Below are 24,134 nucleotides of genomic sequence, written 5' to 3'. Positions count from 1 at the left end.
CCGATGCCTCCGCCTTCGGACTACGCCGCCCGACGTCGGGCCGTGATACGTCAGTACCACCCCGACGTCGGCGGCGATCCGCAGGCCTTGCATCGCGAGTTGGCCCGACTCGACCGGGAATTCGGTCGAACCACCGGTGTCGACCCCGGTGCTCCCCGCTCCACCGGAGCCGCGCCCCGTGCGTCGGCGTCGCCGCGCCCCCGCGTGCGACCCACCTCACGGATACGTCGCCTCCGACGCTCGACGGTGAGGACCATCGACGCGGTGCGGGCAAGGCTCCCGCGCTCGGTCCCCGGCGCCAAGCGATACTTCGAGATCTGATCCACCGACATCGATTCGCCCGCGCGGGTCGCACCGGTGCCGATCACCCACCATCCACCGTCACACCGACCCATCAGGGGAACCACATGAACAACAACGCGACCATCGGTCTCATCGTCGGCCTGCTGCTGGCCATCGCCGCCACCACCGGCGGTTTCGGCGGCTTCATCCTCGCCATCGTGCTCGGCGCGGTGGGCCTCGCCGTGGGCCTGCACCGCGACGGGACCATCGATCTCTCCGGGCTCCTGCGGAGCCGCAACCGTGGCTGACCCGACCACCGGAGCCGCCCCAGGCGTCACCGACGGCGGCGGTCCCGGCACCACCACGATCCACGACCGGGTCGGCGAGCAGATCGGTCGCGCTGCTGCGCTGTCCATCGAAGGCGTTCTGCGCCATCGCGGATCACTCGGTCTCATCACCGGCGGGGACCACCCGAAGGTGTCGATCGACATGTCGCGTCCCCACCCGGACGTGAAGGTCGACATCGCCGTCCGTTGGCCCACCCAGGTGACCGCCCTCTGCCAGGAGGTGCGGGCCCTGGTCCACACCGAACTGGCGCGACTCACCGGCGTCACCCCGCACCGGGTCGACGTCACGATCGCCGACGTGATCGTCGCCGAGACGAGTGCGCAGAGGAGAGTGCGATGACCACACCCACGTCGCAGGGCACGCCCGACCCCGGTCCGGCGCCCCGCTTGAAGAAGATCGTCCCGCCCACCGCCACACCCGGCGCTGTCTGGATCACGTCACTGTTCGCCATCGCGCTCATCGCCCTCGGCGGTGTCGCCATCCGCGACATCTGCGTCGACCAGAAGTGGATCACCGGGTCGGGTTGGATCGCCGCCGCCTCGCGGTGGTTCGGCGACCTGTCGTGGCAGGGCTGGTTCTGGGCCGTCGCGATCGCGCTGATCGTCGTCGGGCTGTTCCTCGTGTGGACCGCGATACGACCGCGGTCGAAGACGCACATAGCCCTCGACGGGGCAGGCACTGTCGACGGTTACTCGCCGAGCACGTGGACCCGCAAGGTCGACGTCGCCCGCCGCGCGAGTGCCGTGGCACGCCAGAGCGCCGGGGTCACCCGCGCCGACAGCACGGTGAAGCGCCGCAAGGTGGTCACGCGCATCACCACCACCGACGAGGCCCCCGCCTCTGCCGATGAGGTCCGAGCGTCGATCGCCGCGTCCATCGCGACGGTTCTGCCGAAGCACACGGTGAAGGTCAAGACCATCACGATCAAGACCCCGAAGTCGCAGACGCCGCCGCCCGCAGCCGGCCGACCGAGCCTTCCGGAACCGATCGTGGAGAGCTCGGCCGACGACGAGACCGCTCCGGCGACGACAACCGCCGGCGCCACCGTCTCGACCAGCAAGGAGGTGCACTCGTGAACGTGTTGCCCACCGGTGTGAACCGGTTCATCACACTGCTCCTCGGACTCGTGTTCATCGCCGTGGGTGCGGTCGCCATCGCGTGGGAGCTCAAGGTCGCGCAGGTCCGCGATCAGCTCGACAAGATCGACCTGGGGTGGTTCGACCGTGCTCCGGACGAGAGCTGGTGGCTGTACGTCCTCATCGGGATCGCCGTGGGTGGCATCCTCATCGGACTGCTGCTGCTCGCGCTCAACAGCCGCCCCCGCAAGACCGGGACGGTCGTCCTCCCGGGCAGCGACGGATCGGGCACCCTGGCGGTCAACCCGGGCAAGATCGCGAGCGCCGTCGCCGAGGACCTCGCGCGGCACCGCCTCATCACCTCGACGCGCTCGCGGGCGGTCGACGACCGCAAGCGGGTCATGCTCGAGATCACCGTCGAGGCCGAGTCGAATCGGGACTTCGCAGAGATCACCGAGGTGGTCGGGCGCGCCGAGCAGCAGATCGCCGCCGCACTGCCGGGCAGCGAGGTCCGTCCGCGCTTCCAGATCCACATGTCGACCCCGAAGAAGGCCACACGCGTCGACTGACGATCATCGTCACGCACGAGGGGCCCGAGGCATCACGCCTCGGGCCCCTCGTCGTTCCGACCAGATGCCTACCGACGCCCGAAAGCTCCGCAGCCGCGGGCTGTTCACGCGGCACTCGTCCTACGCGGAGCGCCTGATCCGCTGGCGCTACAAACGCCCCGTAGCGCACACCCAACGAGTCGGCTCGGCCCAGATCCGCACATCAGTGCTGCGGCGCAGCAGCTAGATTGGCTGACCCGATAGGAGCGTGACGTCATGCGCTAGTTGCGTTGACTCGCAGGCGATTGCGCGCCGATAACGCTGATTAGTCAGGCGGTGGCCCGAAGTGGCAGGTAGACAACAGGTTTGCGTGGTCAGTTCGCCGTTGCGGCCACGTCGCTGTCGCGAGCGGGAACCGGACAACGAACCGTTCAATCGTCTCGAACGACTCGAAGTCTCGGACTGGACGCGGAACGCGGGTCGTCCGGGAACGGGATCCATAATTCTTGGGTCCCGACGATGGGAACCTCGCTAGCGGGCAACCGGTTGGTGAACAAGACCAGAGTGTCACCCCGCTTCGTGGCGGCCGGCGCGATCAGACCGTGAAAACCCTGTTGATGGGCGGCACCTGCGACTTCTTGGCAGGCCGCATAGGCGTCACGATCGTAGGTCTCGGACCGCATCTCTTCCAAGCTCAACCCCAGCTCCATGCGCGTTGTAGCGGTGCGCAAGTCGAGAATGTTCGTTACCGATACTTCGGCGGTGACGAGCATTCGAGGGGTGAGTGTGTCCTTGAAGTCGGCGGCCTTATCGACGACCGGGTCCACCAGATGGCGGTACGCCTCCACGATGACTGAATCGGTGGGTTGCCCGAGGTACAAAACCGGGAAGCTGTTGTTGCGGCCCCATCGCGAGTAGGCCGATCTCCCCTCCATCGCGCTGACAACGTATTTGGCCGGCAGGTGCCGATGCCAGGTCCCCGCGACCTGTGTGGGATTTTGACCGGCGATTGCGTTGGCGAGCGAATCCATGGCGACTAAAGGCCTCCGGAGATGCGATTGGCTTCCTCGAGTACGGAGTCAATGCCGTCGTGGCCGGTGAGCAGATCGATGGGTCGCTGCAAGTCGAGGTTGCGGTTGCGTGAGTTGAGCCAGATGCGAATGCCCTCGGGCGTATACGTGTCGCTGAGAAGCCGCAAGATCATCTGGACGTCAAGGAGGCGCTGGGCGCGAATGCCGGTGGGTTTGCTCGTCCCGGCCACCCACGTCTGCACGGTGCGCTCCGCCGCACCGACTGCCTTGCTGAGTTCAGTTCTGGTTAGTCCCGATTCGGTCACCTCTTCCAGGATGCGTAGGTAGGTGGTGCTGCCCTCACCCGTTCCAGCCGCGGTATTTCGTCCCCCGCTATTGCTCAACACCCCTTTATCTGTGTGCGTAGACATGGCTCTCCTCGTGGTCGGGTTGGTTCTTTATCACTCTATACACCACAAGATGCGTCTTGACCGCACCCCGAAATGCGTTCTTTCTGCGCCTAGTTTGCAGTATAAATTGCACCCCTGTGATACCGTGGGATCAACGAGACAGGAGGTGCGCGATGTCAGTTCCCATACGGCAGCCCTACAGGCAGTCGCTCCTGACCATCAGGGCGTCAGGGGCGGACAACCTCCTGATCCGTCGGCTCTACGGGCTGGAGTCGGGTTACGCCGCGGCTCCCCACCGACCTGACCGGCTGATTGTCGACGCACACGTTCCGCTATCGACGACCGGACCTGATGTTGCGTCAACGGCGCGGCGGGCTGGCGTTCCGTTCCTGATTGATCCGGAGACGCACTACCTACAGGACCTTCAGTGCGCGGCCGCGCCCTGGTGCGCAGTCCCCTACGCCAATCCCGACCTGCTGACCCCGTCTGCTCTCATGCGCGTGGACGCCCAGGACGCCCTGGTGGAAGCGGTGGTCAACTACCAGATCGAATCCGGAGCCACCGCGGTCATCGCGCCGTACGTACATATCGAGAACCCCACCGTGGGGTGGGTCCAAGTTCAGGCGGGGTTGTGGCGACGAACCATGGCCTACCTGCAGCGGGCCGAGATCAACTTGCCGGTGATCGCTGTCGTGGCCCTGGGGTGGCGATGTATGAACCCGATGGGCAGGAAAGCTCTCGACGATCTCTGGAACGGCCTGGCCGCGTTGTCTCCAGACGAGGTGGCGGTGGCGGCATCGCGCGTCCATTTGGGAGTCAAGCCCGCGGATCGCATCGGAAATCTGCTCGGGCTGGTCCGGGAGCTCTCACGCTCCTACATGGTCACGATGTGGCAGCAGGGACTTCTCGGTGAGGCGTGTGTCATCGAGGGTGCAGCAGGTTACGAGTGCGGAATCGGGTGGCGCGAGAAATGTGATCTTCAATCCCGGATGACCCAGAACCGGTCGCCAAGTACCGGCCCTCCCGGGCCGCGCCCGGTCTACATTCAGCAGGTGGGGCGGGGCGTACCCAAGCGACGGCTCGAACTCGCCCGCGCGAACCGCGCGCTGTGGGCCAGGCTGGTCTGCCACACGCCGGGGTGCTGCGCCCCCGCCGGCGACGACCTTATTGGTGACGCCCGTCGCCACGACGTCATCACCAGGGCCCGCGAACTCGAGCATCTTTCGGCCACCCCAGTACAGGCGTGGCAGTGGCACCTGCTGGCCCGACGCTTAGAAGAGGGCATAGACCTCGCGGACCGACTCAACGGGCTGGGACCGAAATCGCAGGCGCTGCCGTCGGTCGACACCAAGATCCTGCACGCCCTGCGCGAGATAGCCAACGCCAGGCGACGGCGAACCGCCACCGTGCGGCGGTCCGCGAGCTCGGCGTAACTCGCACCGACGCAGCCGAATCACCCTACACAGGAGCAAAGATGAGCAAACCGACCAGGCGAAACGTCGTGCCCAACCGCGCCGGCGGGTGGGACGTCAAAGGCGCAGGGACGCGGTCTAGCGCTCACACCGACACCCAGGCCCAGGCCGTCACACGCGCACGCGAAATCGTGAAGAACCTCGGCGGCGGCGAGGTAGCCATCAGCGGCCGCGACGGGAAGATCCGCGACTCGGACACCGTCGCGCCGGGCAACGACCCCAATCCGCCACGCGACACGAAGTAGTAAGGCAAAGACATGGACCCCCGCAACAACGACCCGCGCGGCGAACCCGCACCAGATCACGACCAACCCCCGGTCGTGGGCCACCCTGACGAACCCACTCTCGTCGACTGGGGTGAGAACGAAATATTCATGGGCGGGTACGGCTACCCCCGTAGCAACCGCACCCACTAAGGCTCACGCCCAACCCGACAGAGGTATACCCAGTGTCCAACGAAGATGCCGCCGACGACGAGACCCCAGCCACTAGCGACGAGGGCGCGACGCCCCCGCCAGGATCAGAAGAGATGAAGCTGATCGACTGGGGAGAAAACGAATCAATCACCGGTAGCGGCACACCTCCGCCACACCTCCGGTACGGCCGTGGCCGACCACGCTAAACCTGGCGAGGTTTTCGCCGACCACATCTCGGTAGTCCGAGACCTCGAGTTCAGTCGCATGAAGACGCTCGAGGGGCGCGGTGAGCTGGTGTTCAGAACCGACCTGGCGATCTTCGCGGCTGTCGTCGCCGCAGCGGCACTGGTTATCGGTCGGTCAACACCGGCTCAACTGCACACAGCAACTGTATGGGCCCTCCTGGGGAGTGTCCTCTTCCTCATTCCTTCGCTTTGCTACGGGGCGTTGGTGCAAAGCGGAACCAGCAAGTACTCCCTGACGAAAGAACAAACCCTCCAGACCATGGTCAGGGAGAAGTGGGATGCACCCGAACGCGAAGCCCGGTTCATAATCGCGAGCCGAGACGTCGAGTCAATCGGCACTTTGCGCACCGCTAACCAACGGCGAGCCAAACGCCTCCAGCGCGCAGTGTTCTTTCAGATCACATTCGTCTTGCTCGTCGTTGTCGCTGTGGTCGTCGAGGCCTTCGCTCGAATCGGATGAACCGATGCGGTTGCTGGCGTCGTTGCCGCACACCAATAGCGGGACATGAACAGGATTTTCACGCGAAGAGTACGAGCTGGGTCGGTGCAACACGACACCCTACGGGGGCGCACACATACCAGGGCTCCGGTCGATGGGTTCGAGTCGATGACGCGGGATGGATCTATCTAGGCGGCTTGTACTGCGGCTGGGCCGCCGAAAGCCATAGCGGTGATGACCGGGGGCGTGGATCGGTACCGCCGGTGCCGTCTAACAGCGACCCGAGGTCCTTCCTCGTCTGATGCTGTTGCCTCAACAAGCCGTTCATGTCTACACCGTCAGGGCAGCTCACGCGTTCCGGCGTGCGACCGCTCGGGCTTGAGGTCGCGCCTCAGGTCTACCGCCGTCCGAAGCTGCGCAGCCGCAGGCTGTTCGCCACCACGAACACCGACGAGAACGCCATGGCCGCCCCCGCGAACATCGGGTTCAACAGTCCCGACGCGGCGAGCGGCAGGGCGGCGACGTTGTAACCGAACGCCCAGAACAGGTTCGCCCGGATCGTCGAGAGCGTCCTGCGGGACAGCGTGATCGCGTCGACCGCGACCCGGAGATCGCCGGACAAAAGGGTCAGGTCGGACGACTCGATGGCGACATCGGTACCGGTTCCCATGGACAGGCCGAGGTCGGCCTGGGCCAGGGCGGCGGCGTCGTTGACGCCGTCTCCGACCATCGCCACCCGCGCCCCCTGTGACTGCAGGTCGCGCACGATCGACACCTTCTGTTCCGGTACGACACCGGAGTGCACGGTGTCGATACCGACCTCGGCGGCCACCGACCGTGCCGCGCCGTCGTTGTCACCGGTCAGCAGGATCGGCGTGAGTCCGAGCTCCCGCAGCCGCGCGATGGCATCGGCGGCACCGGGTTTGACCTCGTCGGCCACCACGACGACACCGCGGACCGCGTCGCCCCATCCGACGGCGATGGCGGTCGCGCCGGAGGCCTCCGCCGCGTCGATCCGGTCGCGCAGCTCGACGTCGATGTCGCCTCCGGTCTCGCTCGCGACCCAACCGACCCGTCCGGCGACGACGTCCACCCCGTGCACGCGGCCACGCACGCCGTGGCCGGCGACGTTGTCGAAATCGGTTGCCTGCGTGAGGTTGCGGAAGCTGGCGCGGCCGGCCGCCGCGATGGCGCGGGCGATCGGATGCTCCGAGAGGCTCTCGACCGACGCGGCGACCTCGAGGACCCGGTCGGCATCCGCGCCGACAGATCCCACGACGTCGGTGACGGTCATGACGCCGGTGGTGACGGTGCCGGTCTTGTCGAGCACCACGGTGTTGACGCGGCCGGCGCGCTCGAGGACCTGCGGTCCACGGATGAGGATGCCCAGGTGCGCACCACGCCCCGTACCGGCCATCAGCGCGGTGGGTGTGGCCAGCCCGAGGGCGCACGGGCACGCGATGATCAGCACGGCCACCGCCGCGGTGAACGCCGCCGAGAGCCCGCCGCCGGCGACGAGCCATGCGGAGAAGGTGACGACCGCGAGGACCAGCACCACCGGGACGAACCAGGCGGAGATCGCATCGGCGAGCCGCGCCACGTTCGCCTTACCGTTCTGCGCGTCCTCCACCAGACGGGCGATCTGTGCGATCTGGGTGTCGGCACCGACGGTGGTGGCCCGGACGGTGATGGCACCCGAGGTGTTGACGGTGGCGCCGACCACCCGGTCTCCCGGGCCGACGTCGACGGGCACCGACTCCCCGGTGATCACCGACGCGTCGACCGCAGACGTCCCCGACACGACCTCACCGTCGGTCGCGATCTTCTCCCCGGGCCGTACGACGAATCGATCGCCGACGACGAGATCGGCGGTGTCGATGGTCTTCTCGACCACACCGTCGGGCCCGTCGACGAGAACGGTGGCCTGTTTCGCGCCCAGTTCGGCGAGTGAGCGCATGGCGGCACCGGCCTGTCGGGTCGAACGCGCCTCGAGGAACCGTCCCGCCAGCAGGAACGTCGTGACCCCCGCGGCGACCTCGAGATAGATGTTCGCCGAGGCGTCCCCGCGCTCGAGCGTGAACGAGAACCCGTGGCGCATACCGGTCATCCCGGCCGAGCCGAAGAACAGCGCGTACAGCGACCATCCGAACGCGGCGAGGATGCCGATGGAGACGAGGGTGTCCATCGTGGTGGCGCCGTGGCGCGCGTTGGTCCACGTGGCGCGGTGGAACGGCCACGCCCCCCACACCACCACCGGCGCGGCCAGGGTGAGCGAGAGCCACTGCCAGTTGTCGAACTGGATCGCCGGGATCATCGCGAGCGCGACCACCGGGATGCTCAGCGCCGCACTGATGATCAGGCGTTGCCGCAGGGCGGCGGCGTCCCCGCCGTGGTCCATGTGACCGTGCCCGGCCTCGGAGTCGTGGTGGCCGTGCTCGGCATCGGAGTCACCGCGGGTGTGCGGGGGCCGACGCGTCGACGCCGAATACCCGGCGGCGGCAACGACATCGGCGAGGTCGGAGGTGCTCACCGAATCCGGGTGATGCACCTGCGCGGTCTCGGTGGCGAAGTTGACCGTCGCCTCGACGCCGTCGACCTTGTTGAGCTTGCGTTCGATGCGCGACGCACACGAGGCGCACGTCATGCCCGCGATGTCGAAGACATCAGTGACCTTGCCGGCGTCGACGACGGCCACCGAGCGGTCGTCGGTGTGGAGGGCCGCATCGCCCGACGCGGTCACGGTGCGACCAGCTCGTACCCGGCCTCGGTCACCGCCGCGGCGATCGCCGCGTCGTCGATCGGTCCGGAGCCGCGTACCGTCACTGCGCCCGAGGCGAGGTCGACCGCGACCTCGCGGACGCCGGGCACCTCGGAGACCTCTTCGGTCACCGAGGCGACGCAGTGCTGGCAGGTCATGCCGCGCACGGTGTAAGTGGTGGTCGTGTCGTCGTTCATGGTGTCTCCCTTCAGGATGTGACTCGGGCTCAGGACTTGACGAGGCGGGTGATGGCGTCCATCGCCTCGCGCACCTTGACCTGGCCGAGGTCGTCGCTCTCCTGAGCGGCGTTGATCACGCAGTGGTTCATGTGTTCCTCGAGCAACCCGAGGCTGACCGCCTGCAGCGCCTTCGTCATCGCGGTCACCTGGGTGAGGATGTCGATGCAGTAGGCCTCTTCGTCGACCATCCGCTGCAGTCCGCGGGCCTGGCCCTCGATCCTGCGCAGACGCTTGAGGTAGTCGTCCTTGCGCTGGATGTAGCCGTGCTGTGCACCGTCCATGACCGCGATCCCTTCCACCGGCGTGATACCCCCATCAGGTATACACCTTCACGCCAAAGTACGGTACCCCCCTACCGTATGTGGAGCGCAAACCTCGACCGACGATCCTCGTCCCAGACGTGCGGGCGTCAGCGGTCGGTGCGACTCTCCGATCGAGAGCGTTCGAGGCGCATGGCCTCGGCGAGGCGCGAGAGCGCCGCCACGACGTCGTCGAGCGCGTCGGGCACCGAGGGCGCCGCGGGGACATCGCGGTGCGCATCGACATCCGGTGTCGTGCGGACAGCGCGACTGCGCAGGTTGGGGATGTCGCCGGTCGGGAAATCGCCCGCGAGGATGTCACCGCTCGAGAACTCGCGACCGGGGACGTCACCGGCGGAGGCCACGGGACGGCTCCCCTCGACGCGGGGCGGATCGACAAGGGGGTCACCGAGGGGGTCGGCGGGAGCGGGCGCCTCGGAGCGCTCCGCGTGCGCGAAACGGGCCATCGTGGTGACCGACCCATGTCCGTTGGTGTTCACGGTGTCGATGTTCGGGGTGTGGGTGTCCTGGCTGTGGGAATTCGGACTGTGGGTGGTCGGGCCGCCGACGTGGCGGCGTCCTCCGCCGACCGACGGGGCGTGGCCGTTGGCCGGGGCGAACCAGTGGTCGCCTCCGTGGCCCTCGAACAACATGCACCGACCGGGCGATGTGCACGGGTTGCGGTCGATGAGCGACTGCGCGTGCTGGTCGCGGTCGTTCCACTCGAGCCAGAGCCGGCGGTCGAAGCGTGGGACGACCTCCGCATCGGTCGCGTGATCGCCGCGGTGCCCGATGCTCAGACGGCAGCCCAGCACCCACCCCGTGTCGGTGGTGTCGCCCAGCGCGGATCTCTCCGCACCGGTGCAGATCACCGTCGACCAACATCCGTCGTGCATTGTCGATACCCCCAGACCCACGTACCCACGGCTCGTCTGCCCCGGGCCGTGACAGGACCGGGATCAGGGCGAAACCGCGGTCCCCTGCCGGACAGACTAGTGCGAACAGACCACAGACGGGACCGCCGCTGTCCGATTCGCTCGGCAGCCGGTCGAAAGTTCACTCGATCGGCTGAAGTCTGTCGTCGCGATCGGTCGGTCGTGTGCCGTCACGGCCGCCGCGTTCCGCGCGTTCGGCCATCCGGATGCCGCGACCGATCACCACACCGACACCGAGGGCGATCGCCGACCAGCCCACAGCGACGGTGGTACCGATCGCCGCGATGAGGGTGATGTCCATCGGGTCGTCCTCTCTCGTCGCCCTCGATTGTGAGGATCGATCCTGAGAGAACGCTGTCGCGGAGGTAGATGTTCGATCACATCTCGACGGTCACCCGCCGCGGAGCTGAGAACCTGCTCAGAAGCCCAGATCGCGACCGATGATGTCCTTCATGATCTCGGTGGTGCCGCCGTAGATGGTCTCGATCCGCACGTCGGTGTACATCCGCGAGATCGGGTACTCGGCCATGTAGCCGTAGCCGCCGTGCAGCTGCAGGCAGGTGTCGACGATGCGCTTGGCGAGCTCGGTGCACCACCACTTCGTCTTCGAGGCGTCGACGGCGGTGAGCTCACCGTCGACCGCGCCCTGGATGCAGCGGTCGACGAACGCCTGGGCGATGTCGAGCTCGGTGGCGATCTCGGCGATCTTGTGGCGGTTGGCCTGGAACGACCCGATGGACTGGCCGAACGCCTTGCGCTCGGCGACATAGGTCAGCGTGTCCTCGAACGCCTTGCGGGCACCGGCGACCGCGCCGACACCGATCGCCAGTCGCTCCGAGGGCAGGTTGTGCATCAGGTGATAGAAGCCCTTGTTCACCTCACCGACCACGTTGGCGACCGGCACCCGCACGTTCGTGAAGCTCAGCTCGGCGGTGTCCTGGGCGTGCTGGCCCATCTTGTCGAGGTTGCGACCGCGCTCGAAGCCCTCCATGCCGCGCTCCACGGCCAGGAGGGTGAATCCCTTGTGTCCCGCCTCGGGATCGGTGCGGGTCACCACGATGACGAGGTCGGCGTTGATACCGCAGGAGATGAAGGTCTTCGCGCCGTTGAGGACCCAGTGGTCGCCGTCGAGCACCGCGGAGGTCTTGATACCGGCGAGGTCGCTGCCCGCGCCCGGCTCGGTCATCGCGATGGCGCCGATGATCTCACCCGAGGCAAACCCGGGGATCCAGCGCTGCTTCTGCTCGTCGGTGCACAGCTTCTTGAAGTAGGGACCGATCACGTCGTTCTGCAGCGTGAACGCCGGAGCGCGCGAACCGAACTTCGCCATCTCCTCGATGACGACGGCGTTGAACCGGAAGTCGTCGATGTCGGAGCCGCCGTACTCCTCGGGCATGTAGAAGCCCACGAGTCCGGACTCGCCGGCCTTCTTGAACACCTCGCGGTCGATGATCCCGTCGCGCTCCCACTGATCGGCGTACGGGGCGATCTCGCGCTCGACGAATGCCTTCGCCGACGCGCGCAGCTGGTCGTGTTCGGACTCGAAGACAAGACGCTTCATCGTGGGATCACCTTCACATCGTTCGCCGCGAGGACGCTTCACCGAGCGCTCGCTCTGTCACCCCCACGGTACGCCGATGACACACTTCCTGACAATCGTTTCAGTTTTTGGCATGCCCGCCCGCCGCGCTCCCGGCCGCCTGTCTCGCCGTCTGTTTCGCAGTGGTCCCGTCGTGCAATAGCGTGACGATCCGATGCCACGTCAGCGGGCGTCGGCGAGGATCCACACAGCACCTGAGGGGGTGGCGGTGAGCGCGACCGCGACATCGGAAACCGTCCAGTTCACCGCACCCGACGGTGTGCGTCTGTGCGGTACGCGGTGGGAACCGTCGGGACCCCCCTGGGGCACCGCGGTGATGCTGCACGGCGGCGGGCAGACCCGGTGGTCCTGGAAGGCGACGGGCGAACTCCTCGCCGCCGCGGGCATGCGGGTGGTCACCCTCGACTGTCGCGGACACGGCGACAGCGGGTGGTCGCCCGACGGCTTCTACAGCATCGAGATGTTCGCCGACGACGTCCACACGGTCATCACCGAGATCGGTGGACCGGTGACCCTGATCGGCGCCAGCGTCGGCGGTCTCACCGGCATCACCGTGGCCGACCGCTTCGGTCCCGAGGCCGTCTCCGCCCTCGTTCTCGTCGACGTGGTGCCGCGCTACGACCGCGCCGGCAGCGCCCGCATCCGACATTTCATGCGCAGCGGCATGGAGGGCTTCGACTCCCTCGAGCAGGCCGCCGACACCGTCGCCGGGTATCTGCCGCATCGCGAGAGGCCCCGCAGCACAGCGGGTCTCACCCGCAATCTGCGACAGCGGTCCGACGGCCGCTGGTACTGGCACTGGGACCCGCGGGTGATCGACCAGAAGACCCTCGACCGCATCCCCACCGACTATCTCGACGACGCCGCAGCGGGACTCGACATCCCGATCATGGTGGTACGCGGCAAACTGTCCGACGTGGTGCCCGAAGACGTCCTGAACGCCTTCTGCGAGCGGGTGCCCCACGCCCGGGTCGCCGAACTCCGCGACGCCGGGCACACCGCGGCCGGCGACGACAACGACGCGTTCACCGCCGCGGTCGTCGACTTCGTGGGCGATCTGCGCGACTGACGGCTGCGGGGCGGATCACGCGGCGGGCAGGTCAGGCGACGACCGGGCTCTCGATCGGCGTCGCTGCGGCCCAGCGCATCCCATCGATCCCGGGCGTCACCGCACCCGGATCGCCGATGCGGGCCCAGTCGAGGCGTGACACCGGATCGGCCAGCGGGCGATCGGCGCGCCGGTGACATCCACGGGACTCGTCGCGGTGCAGCGCGGCCGCCACCACCGCGCCGGCGACCATCGTGGCCGCGGCGTCGGCGACATCGGCGAACGATCGCAGCGGCCGCACCGGGGCGCCCGCGACCAGATCTGCGACGGCGGACAGACCCGCGGCGTCCCGGGTGACACCGGCTCCGGCCGACATCGCGTCCTGCAGCACCGTGCGGTCGCATCGTACTGCGCGGGTGAGCATCTCGACATCGACCGGGGCCGTCGGCACACCGGCACGATCGGCCGCCGCCTGCGCGACCCGGCGCCCCATCACCAGACCCTCCAGCAGACTGTTCGAGGCGAGACGGTTCGCGCCGTGCAATCCGGTGCGTGCGACCTCCCCCGCGGCGAACAGTCCGTCGACGGTGGTGTCGCCGCGCTCGCCGGTGACCACGCCACCGCAGAGGTAGTGCGCCCCGGGGACGATCGGGATGAGGTCGGTGCGGGGATCGAGGCCGATGGCGCGCACACCGGCGGTGACCGTCGGGAACCGTTGTGCGACATCGGGTACGTCGCGGGCATCGAGGTACATGCACGACCGGGCCGAGGCCACCATCGCCGAGTGCACGGCGTGCGCGACGACGTCACGCGGGGCGAGATCGCCGAGCGGGTGGACGCCCGCGGTGATCGAGACACCGGCCGCGTCGACGAGACGGGCCCCCTCGCCGCGCACGGCCTCGCTGATGAGCGTGCGCCGACCCCGCGCACCCGCGGTGTAGAGCATCGTGGGGTGGAACTGCACGAACTCGAGGTCGGCGACCGCGGCACCGGCACGCAGCGCGAGCGCGACCCCATCGCCCATCGATCCCTCGGGATTGGTGGTGGCCGCATAGATCTGGCCGATACCGCCGGTGGCGAGCAGCACGCTCGGTGCATGGGTGGTCACCGCGCGTCCCGTCCCGTCGCGCGCGGTCACACCGACCGCGCGTCCCTCGGAATCGGTGGCGATGGCGATGACCATGGTCTCGGCGCGGACACCCACGCGCCCGGTCACCATGTGCGGACGCAGCGCCTCCCACAGCGCGCGCTCCACCTCGGCCCCGGTGGCGTCGCCACCGGCATGGATGATCCGCCGCACGGAGTGTCCACCCTCGCGGGTCCGCAGCAGTGTCCCGTCGGCGTGGGCGTCGAACCGCGCGCCCCACGAGATCAACGCCGCGACGGCATCGGGGCCGTCGGCGAGGATCGACCGGGCGGCGAGGGGGTCGGTGTGGCCGGCGCCCGCGGCCACGGTGTCGGCGAGGTGCGCATCGACCGAGTCGGCGGGATCGGTGGGGTCGACGACGGCGATCCCACCCTGTGCGTAGCGCGTGGAGGTGTCCGATCCGGGGGTCCGCCGGGACCCCTTGGTCACCACGATCACCGACAACCCGAGTTCGGCGGCGTGGATCGCCGCGGTGAGACCTGCGACGCCGGCACCGACGACCACGAGGTCGGCGCGATTCCCGTCGTGTGCCATGTCGCCTCCCGGCTGCATCGGATCCGGTTTTCGACTGTCAGTCGAAAACAGGGTCCACGCTACGCCAGTGTGCGGCGATCCGGGTGACTCAGGTGTCGAAGGTGACGGTGACCTCGTCGGACACGGGCACCGCCTGGCAGGCCAGCGTCAGTCCCATCGCGAGGTCGGAGTCGACGAGGGTGTCGTTCTTGCGCATGTGCACCTCGCCGCTGACCACGCGGCAGGCGCACGAGCTGCACTCCCCCTCGCGACACGAGAACGGGGCGTCGTGTCCGGCGGCGAGCAGCACGTCCAGCAGCGTCGCCGACCGCGGCCAGGCGAGGTCGATCGACGTCCCGGCCAGGGTGACCGCGACCGACGCGTCGTCGTCGCCGCTGGAGACCGACACCTCGATCTCGCTGAACGGGTCGCCCGACAGCGAGATGTACCGCTCGGTGTGGGTGAGCGCGGCCGGGATACCGATCTGCTCGGCGGTCTCCTCGACCACCGCCATGAACGGCGGCGGCCCGCAGATGAACAGCTCCCGATCGGCCTCGTCGCGCATGAGGTCGGCCATGGCCGCGGCGTCGGGCAGACCGCGCTCGGTCTCGAGCCAGTGCGTCACGGCGAAGCGGTCGGGGAACTCGGCGACCATCTCGTCGATCTCGGCGGAGAAGATCGCCGAGTCGGCGTCGCGGTTGGCGTAGATGAGGTGCACCGACGACAGTCCGCCGATGAGGGTCGACTTCGCGATCGACATCAGCGGGGTGATGCCGCTGCCCGCGCCGACGAGCAGGAGATCGTTGCCGTAGGAGCGCGGATAGAACGATCCCGACGGGCTGAGCACCGTGATGCGTTCGCCGACGGTGACGTTGTCGCACAACCATCCCGAGGCGACACCGCCGTTCACGCGCTTGACCGTGACGATCAGGTCGTCGTCGAGATGCGGCGAGCTCGACATCGAATAGCACCGCGCGACAGCGGTTCCCGAGCCGTCGGCGCCGGGGATCTTCAGGGTGAGGAACTGCCCCGGGTGGTACCGGAACCGGCTGAGGATGCGGTCGGGGACCTCGAAGACGATGGAGACCGAATCCGGGGTCTCGCGGATGACGTCGACGACCTCGAGTTCGTGGGCGCGGCTCTCGAGCCGGCTCGCCGCCGCCTGCTCCGGCGTGTCGGACGTGCTCACTGGCCGATGCGCTGGCCTGCGGCCATCGGTCGGGCCATCACGTCCTGGTAGCGGCCGCCGAGCAGTCGCGGGAGGGCGTCGAACAGACGGGCGTCGGGCCCGATGAGCACCTTCGGCTTGTTCTTCTCGATGCCCTTGATGATCTTCTTCGCCGCGGTCTCGGGGCGGGTGAAGGCGATCTTCTGGAAGTTGTCGTCCTTGACCTTCAGGTCCTGGGCGAACTCGCCGCTCTGTCGGCCGTTGCGGACGATGCCGGTCTTGATGCCGCCCGGGTGCACACACGTGACGCCCACGTTGTGGCCGGCGCTGATCATCTCCTGGCGCAGCGACCCGGTGAACCCGCGGACGGCGAACTTGGCTGCGTTGTAGGCACTCTGGGCCGGGATCGACATGAGACCGAACACCGACGACACGTTCACCACATGGCCGTCGCCGGAGGCGATGAGGTCGGGCAGGAAGGCCTTCGTGCCGTGCGCGACACCCCAGAAGTCGATGCCCATGATCCAGTCGAAGTCGTCCCACGTCATGTCGAGGATCGACGCGCTCAGCGAGACACCGGCGTTGTTGATGATCACGTTCGCGCCACCGAAACGGCTGCGGACGTCCTCGGCGTGGGCGAGGAAAGCCTCGCGGTCGGCGACGTCGAGGGCGAACGGGGCCGCCTCGGCGCCGGCCTTCTCACACAGCGCCACCGTCTCCGACACCGCGTTGAGGTTGACGTCGGACAGGGCCAGGCGCGCACCCTTGCCGGCGAGTTGGACGGCCAGGCTGCGGCCGATCCCCGATCCCGCCCCGGTCACGACGACGGTCTTGCCCGCAAGTGTCTTCAACGCAGTGTCATGCTTTCTCGTAGAGCCGTTTTCGTACCACTCCGCCGGACGGCAGAGCGAGATGTCCGAACGGGTCGACCCGCACGGATGTGTCGGCGAACGGGCCGATCAGCGACGGCGGCGGCCGCCTTCGAGCTGGCTGAGCACCTCGTCGGGCAGCGACCGCGACATCTTGTAGATCTTGGTGGTCAGACGTCCCTTGATGAGACCGGCCTCGTAGAAGAACGTCAGCATCGGTCCACACATGAACGTGGCGTTCTCGCGGTAGCGCGGCGACCGCTGCGCGGCCTTCCAGCCGGCGAGCTGACCGATGCCGACCGACCGGTACGCCTGCGAGTCGACCAGGGTCGGCATCACGAACAGGGTCAGCAGTGCGATGAGGACGCGATTGACCGCGAGCGAGATCGGGCCGCACTTCTCGGTGGCCTGGATCAGCTCGTTGCGGGCGAAGGTGATGTGCCGCGCCTCTTCGAGGACGTGGATCTTCATCAGCTGGCGCACGTGCGGCTGGATGGTCTCGTCGGCCATCGACTCACGCTGCACGCGGTCGAGCACCTCCTCGACGAGCAGGGTGCCGGCGTAGACCAGCGGGCCGTGGGGGATGAAGCCGATGAGCCGCAGCGGCATCGACAGCAGCTTCGGACGGCGGTACGGCTCCATCTCGGTCTTGTTGATCAGGCGACCGAACATGGTCGAGTGCCGGGTCTCCTCGGCGATCTCGGTGAGCGAGTACAGGGTGTGCTCGTCGGCGAGGTTGTCGTTGGTGAACACCCCACGAAGCAGGTTGGTGCACAGCCCGACCTCGGCGTTGATGCCGTAGGTGAGGATCGCGACGGCCTCGGCGCGGCTCAGCGTCAGTTTCTGCGCGTCGTCGAGTCCCTCGTACAGCTCGGTGCCGAAGAGCGTGCCGCGCTTCTCGGTCGACCAGGCCTTCTCGGGGTCGATGTCGGCGTCCCAGTCGATGTCGAGCTCACCGTCGTAGGCACGATCCGCGGTCGACCGCAGCAGACGCTCGGCGATGGCCATGCGCTCGTCGATCTCCGACGGCGTGGGCCCTGCGGGCGTGGTGGCGGGCGCGTAGTTGTCGACGGTCACGATGAGTTCCTCTCACACAGGGTTTGACGAGCTCGAACGCCGCACGCAGGGCGTGGGCATGACAGTTGTTGAGTAAACGGTACTGGGCTGACAGAGGGTGTCAAGACGTCCATCAACGATCCACCGACCCCGGTAGGACGGTCTCCGGGCGTCGCGACGCGGCGGGGACGATGTGCACGAGCCGACGGCTCAGGGCGTCGCCGAACAGGCCGTGCGCCCTCGCCAGGTCCAGGTACTCGGCGAAGAACAGGTCCAGGCGTGCACCGCGCCGATTGCTGCGCCGCGCGGCCCACTGACTCCGACGCACCATGAGGCCGGTCTCGCGGTAGGCCTCGGGTGCGATCAGGGTGCGGGCCACCATGCGGAGCACGAGACCCGACACCACCGAGTAGAAGAAGGTGCGCAGCGGTCCCTTGCGGTCCATCGACGCCTCGAAGTCGAGGCGCGCGAAGTCATTGAGGCGGCGCGTCGAGCGTTCGTGCAGGTCCGCGACCTGCCGCACGTGCGGTTGCACCGACCGGTCGGCAGCGAGGGTGGTGACCAACGCTCGGGTGCACGATTCGGCCATGAGGTAGATCGACGCGGTCATCGCACCCGCCGGGATCAGCAGGGTGTAGCGCTCGAGGAGCCATGCCAGCCGGGGGTGCGGGTGCGGGGGCAGGCCCGTCACCGTGATCAGTCGACCGAACATCGCGGTGTTCGTGGTCCGGATGTTGATGGTCGCGAAACCCCAGCGCGCGGTGTCGTCGGCGAGGGTCTGGTCCTCGCCGATCCGTCGGAACTCGAGCATCGACTGCGAGGTGTTCGCGAAGACGCACAACGTGAGGAGGTTCACCAGTTCACGGCGGGCGAGCTCGGCCCGCTTCGGGGCGGGCATGCGCTCCCACAGCCGCGTGCCCGACACCGACACGAGGTGCTCGGGCAGCCAGGCGGCGTTCTCCGACGGGGTGGCCGACCAGTCGATGTCGAGATCGGCGTCGAAACGCTCGTCGACGGTGGCGATGAGGAACCGCTGGGCCGCACGTTCCCGGTCGGCGATGGAGCGACGACGCGGCCGGCGATCGGCATCGGGGGCCGCGTCGGCCGCGCCGACCCGGTCGATTCCGATGTTCGAAGTCATCACATTCCCCATTCGCGGACCTGTTGCACGATGTGACCCCGAATCCTACGTAATCCGGGGCTCATATGTAATTCAAGGCACATGCGGGCGGAAGTGGAAGACACATCACCGCACTTGAGGAGAGGGGACAGCGCCATGACCGAGGATCTGGGACGTGCCACGCCGCGCTCGCCGCACGACGATTCCGACTACCGCGGCGACGCGGCCATCGTGATCAAGGGGGTCGAGATCCCCGTGACGGTCGAGATGAAGGGGTACCGCGAACCCATCGACGGCATCTATCGATGGATCGGTCGCGTCGGCAAGAACGAGCGCCTCACCGCCGCCGTCGGCGACGCCAAGCGCATCCGGGTGATCGTGAAGACGCCGCACAGTGCACAGGAGGCCTACCTGGGCGATCCCGATTTCTGGGACCGCTTCCGGATCAACGGCAAGAGCACCCCGCCGTTCGCGGTCGCCAACGACATCGACGCCGACGATCCGGACACCGCGACCGCCTGACCGCACCCCGTCGGTGGTCCGATGTGGGCGAGGTGTGTGCGCAATGCCCGATTCGATGGAAACGTGGGGTGATGACGCTCGCGCACACCGATCCCAGCCGCCACGACCGCGCCGACCGTGGTGCCCCCGCACTGGTGCTGGGACCCCTCCTCCGGTTCGTCGACGAGTCGCGCGCGACCATCTGGGTCGAGACCGACCGGGCCACCGAGGTGCGCATCGACACCTCGGTCGGTGTCTCGGCGCGGACCGACACCTGGGGCGTCGGTGGACACCACTACGCGATCGTGGTGCTCGAGGGCCTGCCGGCGGACACACAGGTCGACTACTCGGTCGTCCTCGGTGACGACACCGGTTCCGACGCGGTGTGGCCGCCCGACGGCGAACAGTGCCGACTGCGCACCGCGGCGGTCGGGGCCGACGTCACGATCGCGTTCGGCTCGTGCCGTCGCGGTGACACCTACGACGAGGAATCACTCGGACGGATCGGTGCGGACGCGCTCGTCGGCCTCGCGCACCGGGTGAACACCGAGGCGCCGCAACGCCGCCCCGATCTGTTGATGCTGCTGGGCGACCAGGTGTACGCCGACGACCCGTCACCGGAGATCCTCGCGCGCCTGCACCGGCACCGCGCACAGACCGGCGGGCAGGGCGGTCCGGTCCCGGGTCGGGGGGCGTTGGACGACGAGGTGGCCGACGAGATCTGCGACCTCGAGGAGTACACCTGGCTCTACGCCGAGTCGTGGGGGACGCCCGAGGTGCGCGCACTGATGGCGGCCGTTCCCAGCTGCATGATCCTCGACGACCACGACCTGCGCGACGACTGGAACTCGTCGATGGACTGGCGGCGCACCGTCACCGCCGCGCCCTGGTGGCCGCGCCGGGTCGTCGGCGCCTTCACCTCGTACTGGATCTACCAGCACCTGGGCAATCTCTCGCCCGAGTCGCTCGCCATCGACCCCGTGTACGCCGCGGTGCGCGGGGCGGCCACCGACGCCGACCGCGAGCAGATCCTCGCCGACTTCGCCCTGCGCGCCGACGCCGAACCCGATTCCGCGCGATGGAGTTTCGTCCGCGATCTCGGCGCCACCCGCCTCATCGTGATCGACTCGCGCTGCTCCCGCGATCTCGATCCGGAGCGTCGCACGATGCTCGACGACAATGAATGGCAGTGGCTGCGGACGGTCGCCACCGAGACCGACGCGCGGCACATCGTGTTCGGCACGTCGTTGCCCTATCTGATGCTGCCGGCGCTGCATCACCTCGAGCAGTGGAACGAGGCCGTCGCCCAGGGTGCCTGGGGTCCGCGGGCGGCGAAGCTCGGCGAGAAGCTGCGCCTGGAACTCGATCTCGAACACTGGGCGGCGTTCGACAACTCCTTCGACGCGATGGCCGACCTCGTCGGCGAACTCACCTCCCGCGCCACACCACCGGCCTCGGTGGTGTGGCTCTCCGGTGACGTGCACTGCTCCTACGTCGCCGAGGCGGAGTTGGTCGGCCGCGCCACACCCGACACCACGCTGTGCCAGCTGACGATGTCGCCGTTCCGGAACCCCTTGGAGCGCCCCGTGCGCGCGGTCAACCGGATCGCCGTGAAGGCACCGATGGTCAAGCTCATGCGGGCGCTCGCCAAGCGCGCCGGGGCGGGCCCGTCACCGATGTCGTGGAAGGCGACGGCCGGGCCCTGGTTCGACAACGGCGTGATGTCGCTGACGGTGAGCGGTGAGCGGATCAGCGTCCGCGTCGAGCACGCCTTCGTCGACGACGATGGCGCACAACGGTTGTCGCAGACCCACGTCGCAGATCTCACCGCCGGCCCGGCGACCTCAGCGGCGCAGTGACGCCAACAGACCCTCGGGCAGTGACCGCGACGCCCGGTACAGCAGCGTGGTGACGCGACCGCGGATGAGACCGGCCTCGCCGAAGAACCGCAACATCGGTCCACAGGCGAACGTCGCGTTCTCGCGGTAGTGCGGCGAACGCTGCGCCACCAGCCAGCCGCGGGTCGGTGAGATGCCGACCGAGATGTAGGCGCGGGGATCGATCAGCGTCGGCATCACGATCAACACCAGCAGCCCGATCAGCACCCGGTTGATCGCGAGCGAGATCGGCCCACAGTTCTCGATCGCCCGCACAAGTTCGGTACGGGCATAGGTGATGTGGCGGGCCTCCTCGAGGATGTGGATGCGCATCATCTGTCGGACGTGGGGCTGCACGTTCTCGTCGCGGGTGGCCTCGCGCTGCACCGCGTCGAGCATCTCCTCGACGATGAGGGTGATCGCGAAGATGAGCGGCCCGTGGGGAACGAAACCCATCAGGCGCAGCGCCCAGTTCAGTGGAGCGGGCGCGGGCCAGGCCGGCATCTCCGCCTTGTTGATCAGGCGCCCGAACATCGTCGAGTGCCGGGTCTCCTCGGCGACCTCGGTCAGCGAGTACAGCATCTGCGGCTCGGTGAAGTCCTCGACGTGAAAGACCCTGCGCAGCAGGTTGTTGCACAGTCCCATCTCCGCGACGATGCCGTAGCTCAACACCGCGACCGCCTCGGCACGCCCCAGCGTCAGCTGCTGTTCGGGGGTCAGCGAATCCCACATCTTCGTGCCGAACAGCGTGCCGCGGCACTCGGTGAGCCACGCCTTGGTGGGGTCGAGGGGGGCGTCCCAGTCGATGTCGAGCTCGCCGTCGAGGGCGTTGTCGGCGGTCGAGCGCAGCAGTCGTTCCGCGGTGGTGCGCGGGTCACCCGGACCCGCGGACCCGACTCGGTGACGAGCGGTGTCGATGTCGACGCTCACGGTCGATCCCCTCCCCGACGCCGGACACGGCGCCTCTCAACATCAGTTGAGCGCCAACCCTGCGCCGATGCCGTTCGTGTGTCAAGGCTCACAGGCCCCGCCTGGACGAACTCCGACGAACCGGTGCCGACGGTGGACTTCAGCACGTCACCGGCGGTCCGTAGGGTGGATCGAGTACGTCACGCACCACCATCACCGACTCGAGATCACGGTTCGGCGTCCGATCCACAGGAGGCACCCATGGCCAGCTATCGAGTGATCAACCCCACCGGCGACGTCGTCGCGACCAAGGACATCGACAGTGCCGACGACGCGTACTCGTGGTTCAAGGAGAGCCAGGAGGACAACACCGAACTCGGGTGGCGCCTCGAGGTCGACCACGACGGCGAGTGGGCCTTCGTCGACGACTCCGAGGGCACCTCGAACTGATGGCGATCGCATCGACCAACCCGGCGACCGGGGAGACGATCCGGGAGTTCGACGCGTTGTCGGACTCCGAGGTCGAGGAGAAGCTCGCCACCGCCGCGCGGGTCGCACGGGAGTACCGCCGCACCGGCTTCGACGAGCGGGCCGCGGGACTGCGTCGGGCCGCCGACATCCTCGACGCAGACACCGACACGTTGGCCGCCACCATGACCGCGGAGATGGGCAAGACCATCACCGCGGCCAAGGCCGAGATCGGCAAGTGCGCCAAGGGGCTGCGGTACTACGCCGACGCCGCGCCGGCGATGTTGGCCGACGACATCGCCGACGCGGACGCCGTCAACGCCTCGCGGGCGCTGCACCGCTTCCAACCGCTGGGCGTGATCCTCGCGGTCATGCCGTGGAACTTCCCTCTGTGGCAGGTGATCCGGTTCGCCGGTCCCGGCCTCATGGCGGGCAACGTCGGACTGCTCAAGCACGCGTCGAACGTGCCGCAGACGGCGCTGTACCTCGAGGAGCTGTTCCGGCGGGCGGGGTTGCCCGAGGGCGTGTTCCAGACACTGCTGATCTCGTCGGGTCAGATCGAGGACATCCTCAAGGACCCCCGGGTCGCCGCGGCGACACTGACCGGCAGCGAGGGCGCAGGCCGCGCGGTCGGTGAGACCGCGGGCGGACAACTCAAGAAGGTTGTGCTCGAACTCGGCGGATCCGATCCGTTCGTGGTGTTGCCGTCGGCCGATCTGCCCGCCGCGGCGAAGACCGCGACCACCGCGCGCTGCCAGAACAACGGGCAGTCGTGCATCGCGGCCAAGCGGTTCATCGTCCACACCGACGTCTACGACGAGTTCGCCGAACTCTTCGTCGCCGAGATGGCCGCACAGAAGGTCGGCGACCCGACCGCCGACGACACCGACATCGGGCCCCTCGCCACCGAGCAGGGCCGTACCGACGTCACCGATCTCGTCGACGACGCGGTCGCCAAGGGCGCCAAGGTGCTCACCGGCGGCACCGTGCCCGACGGTCCGGGCTGGTTCTACCCGCCGACGGTCATCTCCGAGATCACCACGGAGATGGACATATACGGCGAAGAGGTCTTCGGGCCGGTGGCATCGCTGTACCGCGCCACCGACATCGACGACGCCCTGCGCATCGCCAACGACACCGACTTCGGTCTGGGGTCGAACGTGTGGACCACCGACGACGCCGAGATCGAGCGCTGCATCGACGAACTCGAGGCCGGCCAGGTGTTCGTCAACGGCATGACCACGTCGTACCCGGAGATCTCGTTCGGTGGCATCAAGAACAGTGGTCACGGGCGCGAGCTGGCCACGTTCGGCATTCGCGAGTTCTGTAACGTCAAGACCGTCTGGGTAGGCCCCACGGGGAAGAACGAATGAAGGAGAGA

27 protein-coding genes are annotated in these 24,134 nt (G+C 68.0%); 13 read left to right on the top strand and 14 right to left on the bottom strand.

What is annotated here, in order from left to right; translation table 11 throughout:
• The first annotated feature begins 3 nt into the window (after nt 1-3).
• The 5 genes from ASG12_RS21500 (at nt 4) to ASG12_RS02410 (ending at nt 2,275) form a co-directional block, all read left to right on the top strand.
• Entirely contained in the window at nt 4-321 is a 318-nt protein-coding gene (locus ASG12_RS21500; RefSeq protein ID WP_156377891.1) for a hypothetical protein, read from the top strand.
• An 86-nt stretch (nt 322-407) separates the two neighbouring features.
• Nucleotides 408-590 carry a DUF2273 domain-containing protein gene (locus tag ASG12_RS02425; RefSeq protein WP_045821043.1) on the top strand — a complete coding sequence of 61 codons (183 nt, stop codon included), beginning with the start codon at nt 408-410 and terminating at the stop codon, nt 588-590.
• Nucleotides 583-969, top strand: a complete 387-nt coding sequence (locus ASG12_RS02420) for an Asp23/Gls24 family envelope stress response protein (RefSeq protein WP_055784754.1) — start codon at nt 583-585, stop codon at nt 967-969. The genes ASG12_RS02425 and ASG12_RS02420 overlap by 8 nt, the downstream gene beginning before the upstream one ends.
• The gene (locus tag ASG12_RS02415) at nt 966-1,706 is read left to right on the top strand and encodes a DUF6286 domain-containing protein (RefSeq protein ID WP_055784751.1); all 741 of its coding nucleotides are present in this window, start codon (nt 966-968) and stop codon (nt 1,704-1,706) included. Before ASG12_RS02420 ends, ASG12_RS02415 begins: the two co-directional genes overlap by 4 nt.
• Nucleotides 1,703-2,275, top strand: coding sequence for a hypothetical protein (locus ASG12_RS02410; protein WP_055784747.1), 573 nt, complete (start codon nt 1,703-1,705; stop codon nt 2,273-2,275). The genes ASG12_RS02415 and ASG12_RS02410 overlap by 4 nt, the downstream gene beginning before the upstream one ends.
• 410 nt (nt 2,276-2,685) lie before the next feature.
• Here ASG12_RS02410 and ASG12_RS02405 read toward each other — a convergent pair whose 3' ends face one another.
• Nucleotides 2,686-3,285: an RES family NAD+ phosphorylase gene (locus tag ASG12_RS02405; protein WP_055784744.1), complete on the bottom strand. Its 600-nt coding sequence runs from the start codon at nt 3,283-3,285 to the stop codon at nt 2,686-2,688.
• Between the two features lie 5 nt (nt 3,286-3,290).
• Complete coding sequence (locus ASG12_RS21075; RefSeq protein ID WP_082501588.1) at nt 3,291-3,695, bottom strand: antitoxin Xre/MbcA/ParS toxin-binding domain-containing protein; 405 nt, start codon at nt 3,693-3,695, stop codon at nt 3,291-3,293.
• Nucleotides 3,696-3,847: 152 nt separating this feature from the next.
• Here ASG12_RS21075 and ASG12_RS02395 point away from each other — a divergent pair, with 152 nt between their 5' ends.
• The 3 genes from ASG12_RS02395 (at nt 3,848) to ASG12_RS02385 (ending at nt 6,267) form a co-directional block, all read left to right on the top strand.
• Nucleotides 3,848-5,107 (top strand): hypothetical protein, encoded by a 1,260-nt coding sequence (locus ASG12_RS02395; protein ID WP_055784740.1) that lies wholly within the window; start codon nt 3,848-3,850, stop codon nt 5,105-5,107.
• A gap of 41 nt (nt 5,108-5,148) precedes the next feature.
• Nucleotides 5,149-5,391 carry a DUF2188 domain-containing protein gene (locus tag ASG12_RS02390; RefSeq protein WP_055784737.1) on the top strand — a complete coding sequence of 81 codons (243 nt, stop codon included), beginning with the start codon at nt 5,149-5,151 and terminating at the stop codon, nt 5,389-5,391.
• A gap of 360 nt (nt 5,392-5,751) precedes the next feature.
• Complete coding sequence (locus ASG12_RS02385) at nt 5,752-6,267, top strand: hypothetical protein (RefSeq protein WP_055784735.1); 516 nt, start codon at nt 5,752-5,754, stop codon at nt 6,265-6,267.
• Between the two features lie 376 nt (nt 6,268-6,643).
• On the opposite strand, the gene ASG12_RS02380 is transcribed toward ASG12_RS02385, so the two are convergent.
• The 6 genes from ASG12_RS02380 to ASG12_RS02355 all read right to left on the bottom strand — a co-directional run bounded on the left by ASG12_RS02380 (nt 6,644) and on the right by ASG12_RS02355 (nt 12,038).
• Nucleotides 6,644-8,941, bottom strand: coding sequence for a heavy metal translocating P-type ATPase (locus tag ASG12_RS02380; RefSeq protein ID WP_055787463.1), 2,298 nt, complete (start codon nt 8,939-8,941; stop codon nt 6,644-6,646).
• 41 nt (nt 8,942-8,982) lie between these two features.
• Nucleotides 8,983-9,201 (bottom strand): heavy-metal-associated domain-containing protein, encoded by a 219-nt coding sequence (locus tag ASG12_RS02375; RefSeq protein WP_055784732.1) that lies wholly within the window; start codon nt 9,199-9,201, stop codon nt 8,983-8,985.
• A gap of 29 nt (nt 9,202-9,230) precedes the next feature.
• On the bottom strand, nt 9,231-9,524 hold the full coding sequence (locus ASG12_RS02370; RefSeq protein ID WP_045821124.1) for a metal-sensitive transcriptional regulator: 294 nt from the start codon (nt 9,522-9,524) through the stop codon (nt 9,231-9,233).
• Between the two features lie 128 nt (nt 9,525-9,652).
• On the bottom strand, nt 9,653-10,438 hold the full coding sequence (locus ASG12_RS02365) for a hypothetical protein (protein WP_055784730.1): 786 nt from the start codon (nt 10,436-10,438) through the stop codon (nt 9,653-9,655).
• 160 nt (nt 10,439-10,598) lie between these two features.
• Nucleotides 10,599-10,778 (bottom strand): hypothetical protein, encoded by a 180-nt coding sequence (locus ASG12_RS02360; RefSeq protein WP_055784727.1) that lies wholly within the window; start codon nt 10,776-10,778, stop codon nt 10,599-10,601.
• A gap of 117 nt (nt 10,779-10,895) precedes the next feature.
• On the bottom strand, nt 10,896-12,038 hold the full coding sequence (locus tag ASG12_RS02355; RefSeq protein ID WP_055784724.1) for an acyl-CoA dehydrogenase family protein: 1,143 nt from the start codon (nt 12,036-12,038) through the stop codon (nt 10,896-10,898).
• Nucleotides 12,039-12,285: 247 nt separating this feature from the next.
• Between ASG12_RS02355 and ASG12_RS02350 the strand changes: the two genes are divergently transcribed.
• Nucleotides 12,286-13,146, top strand: a complete 861-nt coding sequence (locus tag ASG12_RS02350; RefSeq protein ID WP_055787460.1) for an alpha/beta fold hydrolase — start codon at nt 12,286-12,288, stop codon at nt 13,144-13,146.
• Nucleotides 13,147-13,177: 31 nt separating this feature from the next.
• On the opposite strand, the gene nadB is transcribed toward ASG12_RS02350, so the two are convergent.
• From nadB to ASG12_RS02325, 5 genes are all read right to left on the bottom strand, one after another.
• Nucleotides 13,178-14,806 (bottom strand): L-aspartate oxidase, encoded by a 1,629-nt coding sequence (gene nadB / locus ASG12_RS02345; RefSeq protein ID WP_055784721.1) that lies wholly within the window; start codon nt 14,804-14,806, stop codon nt 13,178-13,180.
• 88 nt (nt 14,807-14,894) lie between these two features.
• Nucleotides 14,895-15,974: a ferredoxin--NADP reductase gene (locus tag ASG12_RS02340; protein ID WP_055784719.1), complete on the bottom strand. Its 1,080-nt coding sequence runs from the start codon at nt 15,972-15,974 to the stop codon at nt 14,895-14,897.
• Nucleotides 15,971-16,804, bottom strand: a complete 834-nt coding sequence (locus tag ASG12_RS02335) for an SDR family NAD(P)-dependent oxidoreductase (RefSeq protein ID WP_055784717.1) — start codon at nt 16,802-16,804, stop codon at nt 15,971-15,973. The genes ASG12_RS02340 and ASG12_RS02335 overlap by 4 nt, the downstream gene beginning before the upstream one ends.
• 108 nt (nt 16,805-16,912) lie before the next feature.
• Nucleotides 16,913-17,899 carry an AurF N-oxygenase family protein gene (locus ASG12_RS02330; protein ID WP_055784714.1) on the bottom strand — a complete coding sequence of 329 codons (987 nt, stop codon included), beginning with the start codon at nt 17,897-17,899 and terminating at the stop codon, nt 16,913-16,915.
• Nucleotides 17,900-18,011: 112 nt separating this feature from the next.
• Nucleotides 18,012-19,019 carry a diiron oxygenase gene (locus ASG12_RS02325; protein ID WP_055784711.1) on the bottom strand — a complete coding sequence of 336 codons (1,008 nt, stop codon included), beginning with the start codon at nt 19,017-19,019 and terminating at the stop codon, nt 18,012-18,014.
• 135 nt (nt 19,020-19,154) lie between these two features.
• Here ASG12_RS02325 and ASG12_RS02320 point away from each other — a divergent pair, with 135 nt between their 5' ends.
• Complete coding sequence (locus tag ASG12_RS02320; RefSeq protein ID WP_055784708.1) at nt 19,155-19,520, top strand: DUF4873 domain-containing protein; 366 nt, start codon at nt 19,155-19,157, stop codon at nt 19,518-19,520.
• A 71-nt stretch (nt 19,521-19,591) separates the two neighbouring features.
• A complete protein-coding gene (locus ASG12_RS02315; protein ID WP_055784705.1) occupies nt 19,592-21,358 on the top strand; it encodes a DUF7800 domain-containing protein in 1,767 nt (588 codons plus the stop codon).
• Here the strand turns inward: ASG12_RS02315 and ASG12_RS02310 are convergent.
• Nucleotides 21,344-22,306: an AurF N-oxygenase family protein gene (locus ASG12_RS02310; RefSeq protein ID WP_235455844.1), complete on the bottom strand. Its 963-nt coding sequence runs from the start codon at nt 22,304-22,306 to the stop codon at nt 21,344-21,346. The genes ASG12_RS02315 and ASG12_RS02310 overlap by 15 nt on opposite strands.
• A 240-nt stretch (nt 22,307-22,546) precedes the next feature.
• On the opposite strand from ASG12_RS02310, the gene ASG12_RS02305 reads away from it, so the two are divergent.
• Both ASG12_RS02305 and ASG12_RS02300 read left to right on the top strand, forming a co-directional pair.
• Nucleotides 22,547-22,735 carry a hypothetical protein gene (locus tag ASG12_RS02305; protein WP_045821024.1) on the top strand — a complete coding sequence of 63 codons (189 nt, stop codon included), beginning with the start codon at nt 22,547-22,549 and terminating at the stop codon, nt 22,733-22,735.
• On the top strand, nt 22,735-24,126 hold the full coding sequence (locus ASG12_RS02300) for an NADP-dependent succinic semialdehyde dehydrogenase (protein WP_055784702.1): 1,392 nt from the start codon (nt 22,735-22,737) through the stop codon (nt 24,124-24,126). Before ASG12_RS02305 ends, ASG12_RS02300 begins: the two co-directional genes overlap by 1 nt.
• Nucleotides 24,127-24,134 lie beyond the last annotated feature (8 nt).

The organism is Williamsia sp. Leaf354 (genome assembly GCF_001424365.1).
Classification (GTDB): domain Bacteria; phylum Actinomycetota; class Actinomycetes; order Mycobacteriales; family Mycobacteriaceae; genus Williamsia_A.
This window is presented reverse-complemented; position numbering and strand designations above follow the sequence as displayed.

What these genes read in the sequence shown, in the direction of transcription:
- ASG12_RS21500 (WP_156377891.1), top strand. Translation starts at nt 4, where the DNA reads ATGCCTCCGCCTTCGGACTACGCCGCCCGACGTCGGGCCGTGATACGT.
- ASG12_RS02425 (WP_045821043.1), top strand. Translation starts at nt 408, where the DNA reads ATGAACAACAACGCGACCATCGGTCTCATCGTCGGCCTGCTGCTGGCC.
- ASG12_RS02415 (WP_055784751.1), top strand. Translation starts at nt 966, where the DNA reads ATGACCACACCCACGTCGCAGGGCACGCCCGACCCCGGTCCGGCGCCC.
- ASG12_RS02405 (WP_055784744.1), bottom strand. Translation starts at nt 3,285, where the DNA reads ATGGATTCGCTCGCCAACGCAATCGCCGGTCAAAATCCCACACAGGTC.
- ASG12_RS21075 (WP_082501588.1), bottom strand. Translation starts at nt 3,695, where the DNA reads ATGTCTACGCACACAGATAAAGGGGTGTTGAGCAATAGCGGGGGACGA.
- ASG12_RS02395 (WP_055784740.1), top strand. Translation starts at nt 3,848, where the DNA reads ATGTCAGTTCCCATACGGCAGCCCTACAGGCAGTCGCTCCTGACCATC.
- ASG12_RS02390 (WP_055784737.1), top strand. Translation starts at nt 5,149, where the DNA reads ATGAGCAAACCGACCAGGCGAAACGTCGTGCCCAACCGCGCCGGCGGG.
- ASG12_RS02375 (WP_055784732.1), bottom strand. Translation starts at nt 9,201, where the DNA reads ATGAACGACGACACGACCACCACTTACACCGTGCGCGGCATGACCTGC.
- ASG12_RS02370 (WP_045821124.1), bottom strand. Translation starts at nt 9,524, where the DNA reads ATGGACGGTGCACAGCACGGCTACATCCAGCGCAAGGACGACTACCTC.
- ASG12_RS02365 (WP_055784730.1), bottom strand. Translation starts at nt 10,438, where the DNA reads ATGCACGACGGATGTTGGTCGACGGTGATCTGCACCGGTGCGGAGAGA.
- ASG12_RS02360 (WP_055784727.1), bottom strand. Translation starts at nt 10,778, where the DNA reads ATGGACATCACCCTCATCGCGGCGATCGGTACCACCGTCGCTGTGGGC.
- ASG12_RS02355 (WP_055784724.1), bottom strand. Translation starts at nt 12,038, where the DNA reads ATGAAGCGTCTTGTCTTCGAGTCCGAACACGACCAGCTGCGCGCGTCG.
- nadB (WP_055784721.1), bottom strand. Translation starts at nt 14,806, where the DNA reads ATGGCACACGACGGGAATCGCGCCGACCTCGTGGTCGTCGGTGCCGGC.
- ASG12_RS02325 (WP_055784711.1), bottom strand. Translation starts at nt 19,019, where the DNA reads ATGACTTCGAACATCGGAATCGACCGGGTCGGCGCGGCCGACGCGGCC.
- ASG12_RS02320 (WP_055784708.1), top strand. Translation starts at nt 19,155, where the DNA reads ATGACCGAGGATCTGGGACGTGCCACGCCGCGCTCGCCGCACGACGAT.
- ASG12_RS02315 (WP_055784705.1), top strand. Translation starts at nt 19,592, where the DNA reads ATGACGCTCGCGCACACCGATCCCAGCCGCCACGACCGCGCCGACCGT.
- ASG12_RS02305 (WP_045821024.1), top strand. Translation starts at nt 22,547, where the DNA reads ATGGCCAGCTATCGAGTGATCAACCCCACCGGCGACGTCGTCGCGACC.
- ASG12_RS02300 (WP_055784702.1), top strand. Translation starts at nt 22,735, where the DNA reads ATGGCGATCGCATCGACCAACCCGGCGACCGGGGAGACGATCCGGGAG.